The following is a 13,127-nucleotide window of genomic DNA, read 5'->3' on the forward strand; positions in this document are numbered from 1 at the left end:
TTGTGTCATGACCGTCTCCACGATTGCCGTCCTCGACTACGGCTCCGGCAACCTGCATTCGGCCACCCGCGCTCTGGCCCGGACCGGCGCGCGCGTCGAGGTCACATCCGATCACAAGGTCGCACTCGCGGCCGACGGTCTGGTCGTTCCCGGCGTCGGCGCCTTCGCCGCCTGCATGGAGGGACTGCGTGCGGTCCGCGGGGAGCGGATCATCGGTCAGCGTCTGGCCGGTGGACGGCCGGTCCTCGGGATCTGCGTCGGCATGCAGATCCTCTTCGAACGCGGAGTCGAGTTCGGCGTCGAGGCGGAAGGCTGCGGCGAATGGCCCGGCACCGTCGAACGGCTCCAGGCCGACGTGCTGCCGCACATGGGATGGAACACGGTCGAGGCCCCCGACAACAGCACGCTGTTCGCCGGCATCGATCCCGACACCCGGTTCTACTTCGTCCACTCGTACGCGGCCCAGTCCTGGGACATGCCGACACCGGAGCGGCTGGCGCCCCCCGCCCTGACGTGGGCCGACCACGGCGGCAAGTTCCTCGCCGCCGTCGAGAACGGCGCGCTGTCCGCCACCCAGTTCCACCCCGAGAAGTCCGGTGACGCGGGCGCGGAGCTGCTCCGGAACTGGGTTCGCAGTCTGTGACCGAACCCGGGGACGGGCGCGGCGACCTGTCGATCGGCAGGCTCGCCGTGTACGCGATGGGCGCCGCCACCGCGGTGCTGGTACTCGCCACCGCCATCATTCTGGTGGTGAAACCGGGCCCCGTCCTCGGGCTGATCGTCGGACTGCTCGGTGTCGCAGGTGCGATCGCGGCCATGGGCTTCGTGTCGAAACGCATGACCCGCAACGCGTACGGTCCCGATCCCGAGGACCCGGAGCCGGGTTCCGACCGCTGAGCGACTAGGGTTGTCGCACGTGAGCCTGGTCCTTTTGCCTGCTGTAGATGTCGTCAACGGTGAAGCTGTTCGCCTCGTCCAGGGGGAGGCAGGAAGCGAGACCGGATACGGCTCGCCTCGTGATGCCGCCCTCGCATGGCAGAACGACGGTGCCGAGTGGGTGCATATCGTCGACCTCGACGCCGCGTTCGGTCGCGGCTCGAACCGCGAACTCCTCGCCGACGTGGTGGGCGAGCTCGACGTCCAGGTGGAACTGTCCGGTGGGATCCGCGACGACGCGTCGCTCGAGGCCGCACTGGCCACGGGCTGCGGCCGCGTCAACCTCGGTACCGCCGCCATCGAGAACCCCGAGTGGTGTGCCCGCGCCATCGCCAAGTACGGCGAGAAGATCGCCGTCGGTCTCGACGTGCGCCTCGTCGACGGTGAATACCAGCTCCGCGGTCGCGGCTGGGTCACCGAGGGCGGAAACCTGTGGGAGACGCTCGCCCGGCTCGACAAGGACGGCTGCTCCCGGTACGTCGTCACCGACGTCAGCAAGGACGGCACCCTCACCGGCCCCAATCTCGAACTCCTCGCGCAGGTCTGCGCGGCCACCGACGCCCCCGTGGTGGCCTCGGGCGGCGTGTCCACCATCGACGACCTCCGGGCGATCGCCGGGCTCGTCGATCAGGGGGTCGAGGGATCCATCGTCGGCAAGGCGCTGTACGCGGGGCGGTTCACCCTCCCCGAGGCGCTCGCCGCGGTTTCGGGCTGAGTTCCCGCCATGGCCCTGTCCCGTGATCCCCGGGAGCTCCTCGCCGTCGCCAGTGAGCTGCTCGACGGCGTGCACAACCGGTTCGTCTCGGGCGTGGGTGCGCCCAGCGCCGTCCACAAGGGTCCCGACGACTTCGCGACCGCCGTCGACCTCGAACTCGAGAAGCGGCTGACCGGCGAACTGCGCGACCGGACCGGCATCGACGTCCACGGCGAGGAGTTCGGCGGCCCCGACCTCGGCAGCGGACCCGTGTGGGTGCTCGACCCGATCGATGGCACGTTCAACTATTCGGCCGGTCTGCCCACGGCGGGCACGCTGCTCGCGCTGCTCGACGACGGGGTTCCCGTTCTCGGTCTCACATGGCTGCCGCTCGTCGGACGCCGGTATGCGGCCGTCGCGGACGGTCCGCTGCTCGAAGGGGGCACGCCCCTGCCTGCGCTCGGTCGCACGTCGCTGGCGTCGTCGATCGTGGGCTTGGGCGCACTGAACATCGACAGTCGCGGGCGCATCCCCGGCGCGTACCGGCTGCAGGTCCTCGCGCAGCTCAGCCGGGTGTCCTCCCGGATCCGGATCCACGGATCCACCGGCGTCGACCTCGCGTTCACCGCGGCCGGAATACTCGGTGGCGCGGTGGTGTTCGGCCACAATGCGTGGGACAACGCCGCCGGCGTCGCGCTGGTGCGCGCTGCGGGTGGTGTGGTGACGGATCTCGGCGGCAAGCCCTGGACCGTGACGTCCGACTCGGTGCTCGCCGGAGCGCCCGGAGTGCACGGCGAAATTCTCGATATCCTCGGATCACTGGGTGATCCTCGTTCCGAGCCTTCAGGAGGGCGTACGCAATGACTCTGGCGGTTCGAGTGATCCCGTGTCTGGACGTCGATGCCGGACGCGTCGTCAAGGGCGTCAACTTCGAGAACCTGCGGGACGCGGGTGACCCCGTCGAGCTGGCCGCCGCATACGATGCCCAGGGAGCCGACGAGCTCACGTTCCTCGACGTCACCGCGTCCACCGCGGACCGGGGCACCATGCTCGACGTGGTGAGCCGGACGGCGGAGCAGGTCTTCATCCCGCTCACGGTCGGCGGCGGTGTCCGCACCGTCGAGGACGTCGACCGGTTGCTGCGCGCCGGTGCCGACAAGGTCAGCGTCAACACCGCCGCGATCGCCCGGCCCGAGTTGCTCCGCGAACTCAGCGAACGCTTCGGCTCCCAGTGCATCGTGCTGTCGGTCGATGCGCGGACCGTGCCGCAGGGTCAGCCCGACACCCCGTCGGGGTGGGAGGTCACGACGCACGGCGGCAAGCGCGGCACCGGTATCGACGCGGTCGAGTGGGCGGTCCGCGGCGCCGAACTGGGTGTCGGGGAGATCCTGCTCAACTCGATGGACGCCGACGGCACGAAGGCCGGTTTCGACCTGCCCATGATCCGGGCGGTGCGCGCCGCCGTGCACGTGCCGGTGATCGCCAGCGGGGGAGCGGGCGCCGTCGAGCACTTCGCACCCGCGGTCGGCGCCGGCGCGGACGCTGTCCTGGCGGCCAGTGTCTTCCACTTCGGCGACATGACGATCGGCGAGGTGAAGAAGTCCATGCGTGAAGAAGGGATCACCGTCCGATGAGTCTCGACCCCGCCATCGCGTCACGGCTCAAGCGCAACGAGGCGGGACTGTTCAGTGCTGTCGCGCAGGAACGGTCGACGGGCGACGTCCTGATGGTGGCGTGGATGGACGACGAGGCCCTCGCGCGCACCCTCGACACCCGCAAGGGCACGTACTACTCCCGGTCCCGTCAGCAGTACTGGGTGAAGGGCGAGACGTCGGGTCACACGCAGTACGTCCACGAGGTGCGGCTCGACTGCGACGGCGACACCGTGCTGCTCGTCGTCGATCAGGAGGGGGCGGCGTGCCACACGGGCACGCACACCTGCTTCGACACCGACGTGCTGCTCACTGCGGAGTAGCGCACCGGCACTCGGGCAGAATGTTCGCCATGCCACTCATTCAGATCAGCCAGACCCCCGGGCTCACCGCCGAGCAGAAGCGCGCCACGATCGAGGCCGTCACCAAGGCCTACGCCGACGCGACGGGCAAGGATCCCGCGAAGGTGTGGGTGACGATCACCGAGGTCCCGCGCGACAGCTGGGGTGTCGGCGGGACGCCGCTGGGGTGAGTCAGGCTCTGCCGGTGCCTGACGCGATGCTCTTGTCGAGTTGGGTGAGCATGGCGCCGGACAGTTCGGACAGCTGACGGACCTGTTCGGCGGACAGTCCGTCGAAGATCAGTGAGCGAACGGATTCGACGTGCGGGGGTGCGGCCTCGACTACTTTGGCCATGCCTTCGTCCGTGAGGACGGCGTCGGAGCCCCGGCTGCCGCGGATGCTCTCGCGGCGCACCCAGCCGGCTTTTTCCATCTTGGTGATGACGTGCGACAGCCGGGACAGTGACGCGTTGGCGCGCTGGGCGAGCAGGGACAGCTGGAGGCGCCGGTTGGCTTCGCCGGACAGCGAGGCGAGGACGAAATACTCGAAGTGGGTGAGTGCCGAGTCGCGTTGGAGCTGGGTGTCCAGTGCGGCGGGGAGCCGGGTGACCAGGGCGATGAGGGTGAGCCAGGCCTCCTGCTGCTCTGCGTCGAGCCATCGGGTGCCGGGTTCTGCGGGCTTGCCCTCGTCGTTCCCACTCATCAGTGGTGTCCTCCATCCGTACGTCGATCCACGCGTGCAGCGTGTTCACCATAGTTAGCACGTCGCGGGCCGGATCGTGTCCGGGGAATAGTTGCCGCGCCCATCGGTTGACTCCTATAGTAACTTGAAGGTTCAACATTGGCTGTCGATGTTGGATCTCGGATCCGAAGGAGTCGCGATGACCGCCACGATGCCCGCACTGTTCCTCAGTCATGGTGCGCCTCCGCTGGTCGACAGCGAACTGTGGGTGTCGCAGCTGGCGAAGTGGGCAGGTGACCTGCCGCGGCCGAAGGCCATCCTCATGGTGTCGGCGCACTGGGAATCGGCGCCGCTCACGATCGGATCCACCACCACGGGCACGCCCCTCGTCTACGACTTCGGTGGCTTCCCCGAGCGCTTCTACCGGACCACGTACGAGTCGCCCGGCGCCCCCGAACTCGCGGCGCAGATCGTGGCGCTGATGCCGGACGACGAGACCGTGTCGCACCAGCCGCACCGCGGCCTGGACCACGGCGCCTACGTGCCGTTGACGGTCATGTACCCCGACGCCGACATTCCGGTCCTGCAGATCTCGCTGCCCACGCTCGACCCGCAGCGACTGCTGCACCTCGGTGAGCGGCTGCGACCCCTGCGCGAGCAGGGTGTGCTGATCGTCGGTTCGGGATTCACCACCCACGGGCTGCCGTTCCTGCGCGACCCGTCACCCGACGCGAAGGCGCCCGGCTGGTCGTCGGAGTTCGACGCCTGGGCGGACGAGCGTTTCGCCGTGGGCGACGTCGATTCGCTCATCGACTTCCGCTCGCTCGCGCCGGGCATGCCGTACGCCCACCCGACGATCGAGCACTTCGCGCCGCTGTTCGTCACGCTGGGCGCCTCGAGCGATCCGGAGCAGATCCCCCGGCAGGTGATCGACGGCTTCTGGATGGGGCTGGCCAAACGGTCGATTCAGGTGGACTGACGCGTCCGGAGGAAGGCGAGCGCCTGATCGCCGTGCGTGTTGGCGCGGAACTCGCTCGAGATGACCTCGAGCACGGTGCGGTCGGTGTCGATGACGAACGTCGACCGCTTCACCGGGGCGAGTTTGCCGAGCAGTCCGCGCCGGACGCCGAACTTCTCCGCGACGGCTCCGTCGGCGTCCGACAGCAGCGGGTAGTCGAACGACTGCGCCTGCGCGAACGACGCCTGCTTCTCCACCGCGTCGGTGCTGATCCCGGCGCGGGACGCGCCCACCGCGGAGAACTCGATTCCGAGGTCACGGAAATGGCAGGCCTCGGCGGTGCAGACCGGCGTCGACGCCGCGGGGTAGAAGAACAGCACCAGGGGGCCGTCCTCGAGGAGGCTCGACAGGGATCGCGCGATGCCGTCCTGATCGGGCAGGGTGAATTCCGGTGCGAGCTGACCTGGCTTCATGAGAGCCGAGGCTACCCGCGCACGCAGACACGACGAGTGCGCCTGGGATGATGGTCGGCATGCACGGCGAGCCCACCACGATTCCCGCACCCGAGTCCGCCGCCACCCCGGCCGACGGCGGGTCCGACTCGACCACCACGCGCGAGCAGTTCCACGCTCTCGCCGCCGAACACCGGGTGGTCCCGGTGACGCGCAAGGTGTTGGCAGACGCGGAAACCCCGCTGTCGGCGTACACCAAGCTGGCGGCGAACCGGCCGGGGACCTTCTTGCTCGAGTCGGCGGAGAACGGCCGATCGTGGTCGCGATGGTCGTTCATCGGCGCGGGCAGTCCCGCCGCGCTGACGGTCGTCGACGGCGAGGCCGCGTGGTACGGCAACGTTCCCGCGGGCGCACCGTCCGGCGGCGACCCGATCGCGGCCCTCGGCCAGACGCTGGAACTGCTCCGCAGCGAGCGGCTGCCCGACCTGCCGCCGCTGACCGGCGGCATGGTGGGTTTCCTCGGCTACGACGCGGTGCGCCGGATCGAGCGGATCGGCGAGCACGCCACCGACGATCTGCAGATCCCCGAGATGGTCATGTTGCTGGCGACGGACCTCGCGGCCGTCGACCACCACGAGGGCGCCATCACCCTGATCGCCAACGCGGTCAACTGGGACGGCACCGACGAACGCGTCGACGAGGCCTACGACTCCGCGGTCGAGCGGCTGGACCGGATGACGCACGCCCTGTCAGCCCCGGCGTCGTCCACCGTGTCCACGTTCGCGAAGCCCGCCCCCGACTACCGGCGTCAGCGCACCACCGAAGGTTTCGGCGCCGACGTGCAGAAACTCGTGGGAGACATCGAGGCGGGCGAGGCATTCCAGGTGGTGTTGTCGCAGCGCTTCGAGATCGACTGCACCGCGGACCCGATCGACGTCTACCGGATGCTGCGCGCCTCCAACCCCAGCCCGTACATGTACCTGCTCAACGTGCCGAACGGCGACGGCGAGACCGCGTTCTCGATCGTCGGTTCGAGCCCGGAGGCCCTGGTGACCGTGTCGGAAGGCGTCGCCACCACGCACCCGATCGCGGGAACCCGGTGGCGCGGGCACACCGAGGAGGAAGACATCCTGCTCGAGAAGGACCTGCTCGCCGACGAGAAGGAGAACGCGGAGCACCTGATGCTCGTGGATCTGGGCCGCAACGACCTCGGGCGCGTGTGCGAACCGGGCACGGTGAAGGTCCACGACTACCGCCACATCGAGCGGTACAGCCACGTGATGCATCTCGTCTCCACCGTCACGGGTCACCTCGCGGACGGTAAGCACGCCTTGGACGCCGTCACCGCGTGCTTCCCCGCGGGCACGCTGTCGGGTGCGCCGAAGGTCCGGGCGATGCAGCTGATCGAGGAACTCGAACCCACGCGCCGGGGCATCTACGGCGGCATCATCGGGTACCTCGACTTCGCCGGCGACGCCGACACGGCCATCGCGATCCGGACCGCGCTGATCAAGGACGGCATCGGGTACGTCCAGGCGGGTGCGGGCGTCGTCGCCGACTCGAACCCCGAATACGAGGACACCGAGGCGCGGAACAAGGCGATGGCGGTGCTCAGCGCGATCGCGGCGGCGCACACGCTGAAGACCCTGGGAGGCGACACGCAGTGAGTGACGCGTCGGAGACGGCCCGGGAACCTGCGCAGGCGGGACGTCGCCGGTCGATGATCTCGGTGCTGCTGCTCGCGGTCGCCGCTCTGTGTCTGTGGGGTGCCTCCCGGATGACGTGGGTGGAGGTCACCTCCTCCGACGGGCTCGGCGAGGAGCGCACGTCGGCGCTAGTCGGCGGCACGTGGGCGGCGGCGCTCACGCCGCTGGCGCTGACCCTGGTCGCCGCGATCGCCGCGTCGTTCGCCGTGAAGGGCTGGGCGCTGCGGGTGCTCGGTGTCCTCGTCGCGGTCGTGGCCGTCGGGGCCGCGGTCCCCGCGGTGGGGCTGATCGTCTCCGGCGCCTCCGACGACGACGCGGGCCGGCTGGCCGAGCTGCCGGGCCGCGCCGAGGTCCAGTCGGTGTCCGTGCACGTCGGACCCGCCGTTCTCGCGCTGGTGGGCGCCCTGGCGGCGCTCGCAGCCGGGGTGGAACTCGTCCGCCGTCCGCGGGTGCGGGCCGGGCTCTCCTCCAAGTACGACAGCCCCGGTGCGCGACGGGACGCCGCGAAGAAGGCCGGCGCCGATTCGGCCGAGGGGCCCGTCACCCAGCGCATGCTCTGGGACGCACTGGACGCGGGGGAGGACCCCACGGTCGAAGACAAGAAAGCCGAACCTGTCGACAAAGTTGACGGACCGGACAAAGACCCGGGGACCCGAACGTAAACAGAATCAGAGTGCCATCTAGGCTGACTTCACCCCTGATGATGTTCCTCACATCGGGTTTCTGCCCAGAAAGGACTCGGGCCACGATGACCGTTCTCGACTCGATTCTCGACGGGGTGCGCGCCGACGTCGCCGCCCGCGAAGCCGTCCTTGACTTCGCCGCAGTCAAGGCTGCCGCCGCTGCCGCACCGCCGGCCCTCGATGCCGCGGCCGCCCTGCTCGAGCCGGGCATCGGAGTCATCGCCGAGGTCAAGCGTGCGAGCCCCTCGAAGGGCGCGCTCGCCGACATCACCGATCCCGCCGAGTTGGCCGCCGCCTACCAGGCCGGTGGCGCCCGCGTGATCAGCGTGCTCACCGAGGAGCGCCGATTCCAGGGGTCCCTCGCGGACCTCGACGCCGTCCGCCGCGCGGTGAGCATCCCGATCCTCCGTAAGGACTTCATCGTCGGGCCGTATCAGATCCACGAGGCCCGCGCGCACGGCGCCGACGTCGTGCTGCTCATCGTCGCCGCCCTCGAGCAGGACGCGCTCGCGTCGCTGATCGACCGCACGGAGTCGCTGGGCATGACGGCCCTCGTCGAGGTCCACACCGAGGAAGAGGCCAACCGCGCGCTCGAGGCGGGCGCCAAGGTCATCGGTGTCAACGCCCGCAATCTCAAGACGCTCGAGGTCGACAAGAACACGTTCGGCGAGATCGCTCCCGGGCTGCCCACCGAGATCATCAAGATCGCCGAGTCCGGTGTGCGCGGCACGGCCGACCTGCTGGCCTACGCCGGCGCGGGAGCCGACGCGGTGCTGGTCGGCGAAGGCCTCGTCACCAGCGGGGATCCGCGCAAGGCGGTGGCCGATCTGGTCAACGCCGGCGCTCACCCGTCCTGCCCCAAGCCGTCACGCTGAGGCTGCGTCGGCGGAACTGACCCGGACGGCGGCGGAACCCGGCGTTGGGGCAGACTGGACCTGTGACTTCACGTAATCAGGAAACCGTCTTCAAGGGTGGCAATCTGCCGACTGCCAGCGCCGGAATCGCCGAGCGCACGACGCACGACCCCGACGCCGGAGGACACTTCGGCGTGTACGGCGGACGGCACGTGCCCGAGGCCCTGATGGCAGTGATCGAGGAGGTCACCGCCGAGTACGAGAAGGCCCGCGCCGACGACGCGTTCCTGAACGAACTCGATCGTCTCCAGCGCGACTACACCGGCCGTCCGTCCCCGATCTTCGAGGCGAAACGGATGAGCGAGTTCGCCGGTGGGGCCCGGCTCATCCTCAAGCGCGAAGACCTCAACCACACCGGCTCCCACAAGATCAACAACGTGCTCGGCCAGGTGCTGCTCGCCAAGCGCATGGGCAAGACCCGCATCATCGCGGAGACCGGCGCCGGCCAGCACGGTGTGGCCACCGCCACCGCCTGTGCGCTCCTCGGCCTCGAATGCGTCATCTACATGGGTGCCGTCGACACCGAGCGGCAGGCGCTGAACGTCGCCCGCATGCGGTTGCTGGGCTCCTCGGTGGTGTCGGTCGAGTCGGGGTCGAGGACCCTGAAGGACGCCATCAACGAGGCGCTGCGCGACTGGGTCACCAACGCCCACAACACGTACTACTGCTTCGGCACCGCTGCCGGGCCGCACCCGTTCCCGACCATCGTCCGCGACTTCCAGCGCGTGGTCGGTCTGGAGGCGCGTGCCCAGGTGCAGGCGCTGACGGGTCGGCTGCCCGACGCCGTGACGGCGTGCGTCGGCGGCGGTTCCAACGCCATCGGCATCTTCCACGCGTTCCTCGACGACCCGGCCGTGCGGCTGGTCGGCTACGAGGCCGCCGGTGACGGCGTCGAGACCGGGCGGCACGCCGCCACGTTCGCGGCGGGCACCCCGGGCGCGTTCCAGGGCGCGTACTCGTACCTGCTGCAGGACGAGGACGGCCAGACCATCGAGTCGCACTCGATCTCCGCGGGCCTCGACTACCCCGGTGTCGGACCGGAGCATGCACTCCTCAAGGACATCGGCCGCGCCACCTACGAGCCGGTCACCGACACGGAGGCCATGGACGCGCTGCGTCTGCTGTCCGAGCGGGAGGGCATCATCCCGGCCATCGAGTCCGCCCACGCCGTCGCCGGGTCGCTGCGACTGGGCCGCGAACTGGGGGAGGGCGCAATCATCGTCATCAGCCTGTCCGGGCGCGGCGACAAGGACATGGACACGGCCGCCAAGTGGTTCGGACTGTTCGATCCCGACGACTCGACCGAGACCACCACGACTGACAAGGAAGGTTCGGCCAAGTGAGCGAACGACTCTCGCGCCTCGCCCCGACGTTCGCGCAGTGCCGCGAGGAGAAGCGCGCCGCGCTCGTCGGGTACCTCCCGGCCGGTTTCCCCACCGTGCAGGAGTCCATCGACGTGTTCAAGGCGATGGTCGAGTCCGGTTGCGACATCGTCGAGGTCGGCATCGCCTACTCCGACCCGGTGATGGACGGGCCCACCATCCAGGCGGCGGCCGAGACGGCGCTGCGGAACGGTGTCCGTGTGCGTGACGTGTTCACCGTCGTCGAGGCGATCGCCTCCGTCGGCGGTAAGGCCGTCGTGATGACCTACTGGAATCCGGTCCTGCAGTACGGCGTCGACAAGTTCGCCCGCGACCTGGCGAGCGCGGGCGGCCTCGGCCTGATCACGCCCAACCTCATCCCCGAGGAGGCCGGCGAGTGGATCGCCGCGTCGAAGGAACACGACCTCGACCGGATCTTCCTCGTGGCGCCGTCGTCGACCGAGGAACGTCTCTCGATGACCTTGGACGCGAGCAGCGGCTTCGTGTACGCCGCGTCGACGATGGGTGTCACCGGCGCCCGTGACGCGGTGTCGTCGATGGCACCCGAGTTGACGGCCCGTATCCGCGCCCACTCGGACATTCCGGTGGGTGTCGGACTGGGTGTCCGCTCCGGCGCGCAGGCCGCCGAGATCGCCGCGTACGCCGATGCGGTCATCGTCGGATCGGCGCTGGTCACGGCCGCGGAGAGTGGTCTGGACGCGGTACGCTCGCTCACGAAGGAACTCGCCGAGGGCGTTCGCTCCGCTACCGTGGCGTCGTGACTTCCACTGTGGACGTACTGGCCTACATTCCGAGTCCGCCCCAAGGTGTCTGGTATGTCGGACCGGTGGCCCTGCGCGCGTACGCGCTGTTCATCATCGTCGGGATCGTCGTCGCAATCGTGTGGGGTGACCGTCGCTGGGTCGCCCGCGGCGGCGAGAAGGGCACCGTCCTCGACATCGCCATCTGGGCGGTGCCGTTCGGCCTGATCGGCGGCCGTCTCTACCACGTGATGACCGACTGGCCGACGTACTTCGGGGAGGGCGGCGACCCCGTCGACGCCCTGAAGGTGTGGCAGGGCGGTCTCGGTATCTGGGGCGCCGTGGCACTCGGCGGTGTCGGCGCCTGGATCGGGTGTCGCCGTCGCGGCATCCCGCTGCCTGCGCTCGGCGACGCGGTCGCGCCCGCGATCCTGCTGGCGCAGGCGATCGGCCGGCTCGGAAACTACTTCAACCAGGAACTCTACGGTCGCGAGACCGACGTGCCGTGGGGGCTCGAGATCTTCGAGCGGCGCAACGACGTGGGCCAGGTGTCACCGCAGCTGATCGACGGGGTGTCCACCGGCGAGGTCGCGTTCGTGGTGCACCCGACGTTCCTGTACGAGGCGCTGTGGAACGTGCTGATCGTGATCCTGCTCGTGTGGGTCGATCGCCGCTTCCGCATCGGTCACGGCCGACTGTTCGCCCTGTACGTGGCCGGTTACTGCGCCGGCCGCTTCTGGATCGAACTGATGCGCAGCGATCACGCGAGCCTCATCGCCGGTGTCCGCGTGAACTCGTTCACCTCCGCCCTGGTGTTCGTCGCGGCCCTGGTGTACTTCTTCGCCGCCACGAAGGGCCGCGAGGACCCGGCCGAATTGCGGCCCGCCGACGGCGAACCGGTCGACGGCGAGACCGCGGAGAAGGAGCCCGAGAAGAGCGTCGAGGACGCAGGCAAGGACGAGGGCACGTCGGAGCCGGTATCGGACGACAAGGCCGCGAGTACTGCGAGTACCGGCGGCGAGGCGGGCACGAAGACCATCGACAGCAAGAAGGATGACGCGAATGACTGAACCGGGGAAAGCATCCGACGATTCCGGCAAGGGTGCATCCGAGGACGCACACAAGGTCGACCTGGGCAAGAGCAGCGACGGCACGGAGAACAGCACGGAGTCGAGCCTGCCGCCCGAGTTCGGCTCTCCCTTCGATTACGACGCCACCGCCGAGGCCTCGCTGTCCCAGCCGCCGGCCACGTCGGACGCGACGCCGTCACCGAGTTCGACCGGCACCGGACCGGGCTGGGACACCTACTCCGGTGTCGGCAACGGCCCGGGGTGGGGGTCCACGCCGACCTACCCGTCGCCGAGCGGCACCGAGCCGACGGCCCCGTTCCCGAACGTGGGCGAGCCGACTTCGCCGACAGCGCCCTACACCGGGTACGAGAACCCCCAGCAGCAGCCGGACGGTCCCACCTACGGCGCACCCGACCCCAACTACGGCGCGCAGTACGGGGCGGCTCCGCAGTCGTCGCAGGACTACCCGCAGCCCGGGTACCAGCAGCCCGGGTACGGACAGCAGCAGGGTTACCCCCAGCAGGGGTTCCCGCCGCCCGGATACGCCCCCTCCGGCTACAACGCGTACGCCGATCCGTCGGCGCCGTTCGGCAGGCACCCGCTGACGGGTGAGCCGTACTCCGACAAGTCCAAGCTGACCGCCGGTCTGCTGCAGATCTTCCTCGGCGGCTTCGGAGTCGGGCGGTTCTACCTGAACCAGCCCGGCATCGCCGTGGCGCAGATCGCCGTCACGTGGCTCACCTGTGGAATCGGCGGAATCTGGCCGCTGGTCGACGGCATCATGATGCTGACCGGGAGCGTGAAGGACAAGTACGGACGACCCCTGCGGGAGCAGTGACGATCCCCGGCCGATTTGTGGCCCGTGTTGCTGATGCGACACGGGCCACAGTGCTTTCCGGGGCCGGATTCGGCATATCG

General features: G+C 69.4%; 17 protein-coding genes. 15 read left to right on the forward strand and 2 right to left on the reverse strand.

Annotated features, from left to right (window positions below):
* Positions 1 to 7: 7 nt before the first annotated feature.
* Genes hisH through QM841_RS26005 form a run of 7 tightly spaced genes read left to right on the forward strand, consistent with a single transcriptional unit; the run spans position 8 to position 3,814 of the window.
* Positions 8 to 643, forward strand: a complete 636-nt coding sequence (gene hisH, locus QM841_RS25975) for an imidazole glycerol phosphate synthase subunit HisH (protein WP_009473677.1) — start codon at positions 8 to 10, stop codon at positions 641 to 643.
* Positions 640 to 897 carry a membrane protein gene (locus QM841_RS25980; protein WP_009473676.1) on the forward strand — a complete coding sequence of 86 codons (258 nt, stop codon included), beginning with the start codon at positions 640 to 642 and terminating at the stop codon, positions 895 to 897. The genes hisH and QM841_RS25980 overlap by 4 nt, the downstream gene beginning before the upstream one ends.
* 19 nt (positions 898 to 916) lie before the next feature.
* Positions 917 to 1,651, forward strand: coding sequence for a bifunctional 1-(5-phosphoribosyl)-5-((5-phosphoribosylamino)methylideneamino)imidazole-4-carboxamide isomerase/phosphoribosylanthranilate isomerase PriA (priA, locus tag QM841_RS25985; RefSeq protein WP_005247511.1), 735 nt, complete (start codon positions 917 to 919; stop codon positions 1,649 to 1,651).
* Between the two features lie 9 nt (positions 1,652 to 1,660).
* Positions 1,661 to 2,494 carry an inositol monophosphatase family protein gene (locus QM841_RS25990; RefSeq protein WP_280782513.1) on the forward strand — a complete coding sequence of 278 codons (834 nt, stop codon included), beginning with the start codon at positions 1,661 to 1,663 and terminating at the stop codon, positions 2,492 to 2,494.
* Positions 2,491 to 3,264 carry an imidazole glycerol phosphate synthase subunit HisF gene (hisF, locus tag QM841_RS25995; protein ID WP_283334304.1) on the forward strand — a complete coding sequence of 258 codons (774 nt, stop codon included), beginning with the start codon at positions 2,491 to 2,493 and terminating at the stop codon, positions 3,262 to 3,264. The genes QM841_RS25990 and hisF overlap by 4 nt, the downstream gene beginning before the upstream one ends.
* Positions 3,261 to 3,605 (forward strand): phosphoribosyl-AMP cyclohydrolase, encoded by a 345-nt coding sequence (hisI, locus tag QM841_RS26000; protein WP_061044217.1) that lies wholly within the window; start codon positions 3,261 to 3,263, stop codon positions 3,603 to 3,605. The genes hisF and hisI overlap by 4 nt, the downstream gene beginning before the upstream one ends.
* Positions 3,606 to 3,634: 29 nt before the next feature.
* On the forward strand, positions 3,635 to 3,814 hold the full coding sequence (locus QM841_RS26005; RefSeq protein ID WP_005247502.1) for a tautomerase family protein: 180 nt from the start codon (positions 3,635 to 3,637) through the stop codon (positions 3,812 to 3,814).
* A 1-nt stretch (position 3,815) separates the two neighbouring features.
* Here the strand turns inward: QM841_RS26005 and QM841_RS26010 are convergent, their stop codons facing one another.
* Positions 3,816 to 4,325 (reverse strand): MarR family winged helix-turn-helix transcriptional regulator, encoded by a 510-nt coding sequence (locus QM841_RS26010; RefSeq protein ID WP_105413693.1) that lies wholly within the window; start codon positions 4,323 to 4,325, stop codon positions 3,816 to 3,818.
* Between the two features lie 178 nt (positions 4,326 to 4,503).
* On the opposite strand from QM841_RS26010, the gene QM841_RS26015 reads away from it, so the two are divergent.
* Positions 4,504 to 5,283: a dioxygenase family protein gene (locus QM841_RS26015; RefSeq protein ID WP_283334305.1), complete on the forward strand. Its 780-nt coding sequence runs from the start codon at positions 4,504 to 4,506 to the stop codon at positions 5,281 to 5,283.
* Here QM841_RS26015 and QM841_RS26020 read toward each other — a convergent pair.
* On the reverse strand, positions 5,271 to 5,735 hold the full coding sequence (locus tag QM841_RS26020; RefSeq protein ID WP_009473669.1) for a peroxiredoxin: 465 nt from the start codon (positions 5,733 to 5,735) through the stop codon (positions 5,271 to 5,273). The genes QM841_RS26015 and QM841_RS26020 overlap by 13 nt on opposite strands.
* Before the next feature lie 59 nt (positions 5,736 to 5,794).
* Between QM841_RS26020 and QM841_RS26025 the strand changes: the two genes are divergently transcribed.
* From QM841_RS26025 to QM841_RS26055, 7 genes are all read left to right on the forward strand, one after another.
* Positions 5,795 to 7,381: an anthranilate synthase component I gene (locus QM841_RS26025; protein WP_280782508.1), complete on the forward strand. Its 1,587-nt coding sequence runs from the start codon at positions 5,795 to 5,797 to the stop codon at positions 7,379 to 7,381.
* Positions 7,378 to 8,082 (forward strand): TIGR02234 family membrane protein, encoded by a 705-nt coding sequence (locus QM841_RS26030; RefSeq protein WP_283334306.1) that lies wholly within the window; start codon positions 7,378 to 7,380, stop codon positions 8,080 to 8,082. Before QM841_RS26025 ends, QM841_RS26030 begins: the two co-directional genes overlap by 4 nt.
* A gap of 86 nt (positions 8,083 to 8,168) precedes the next feature.
* Positions 8,169 to 8,978: an indole-3-glycerol phosphate synthase TrpC gene (trpC, locus tag QM841_RS26035; RefSeq protein ID WP_005247490.1), complete on the forward strand. Its 810-nt coding sequence runs from the start codon at positions 8,169 to 8,171 to the stop codon at positions 8,976 to 8,978.
* Between the two features lie 62 nt (positions 8,979 to 9,040).
* Positions 9,041 to 10,360, forward strand: a complete 1,320-nt coding sequence (gene trpB / locus QM841_RS26040; protein WP_005247488.1) for a tryptophan synthase subunit beta — start codon at positions 9,041 to 9,043, stop codon at positions 10,358 to 10,360.
* Complete coding sequence (trpA, locus tag QM841_RS26045) at positions 10,357 to 11,160, forward strand: tryptophan synthase subunit alpha (RefSeq protein ID WP_009473666.1); 804 nt, start codon at positions 10,357 to 10,359, stop codon at positions 11,158 to 11,160. Before trpB ends, trpA begins: the two co-directional genes overlap by 4 nt.
* Positions 11,157 to 12,209, forward strand: coding sequence for a prolipoprotein diacylglyceryl transferase (gene lgt / locus QM841_RS26050; protein ID WP_280782506.1), 1,053 nt, complete (start codon positions 11,157 to 11,159; stop codon positions 12,207 to 12,209). The genes trpA and lgt overlap by 4 nt, the downstream gene beginning before the upstream one ends.
* On the forward strand, positions 12,202 to 13,047 hold the full coding sequence (locus QM841_RS26055; RefSeq protein ID WP_283334307.1) for a TM2 domain-containing protein: 846 nt from the start codon (positions 12,202 to 12,204) through the stop codon (positions 13,045 to 13,047). Before lgt ends, QM841_RS26055 begins: the two co-directional genes overlap by 8 nt.
* Positions 13,048 to 13,127: the final 80 nt, after the last annotated feature.

It is taken from the genome of Rhodococcus sp. IEGM 1307 (genome assembly GCF_030056915.1).
GTDB classification, from domain to species: domain Bacteria; phylum Actinomycetota; class Actinomycetes; order Mycobacteriales; family Mycobacteriaceae; genus Rhodococcus_F; species Rhodococcus_F opacus_D.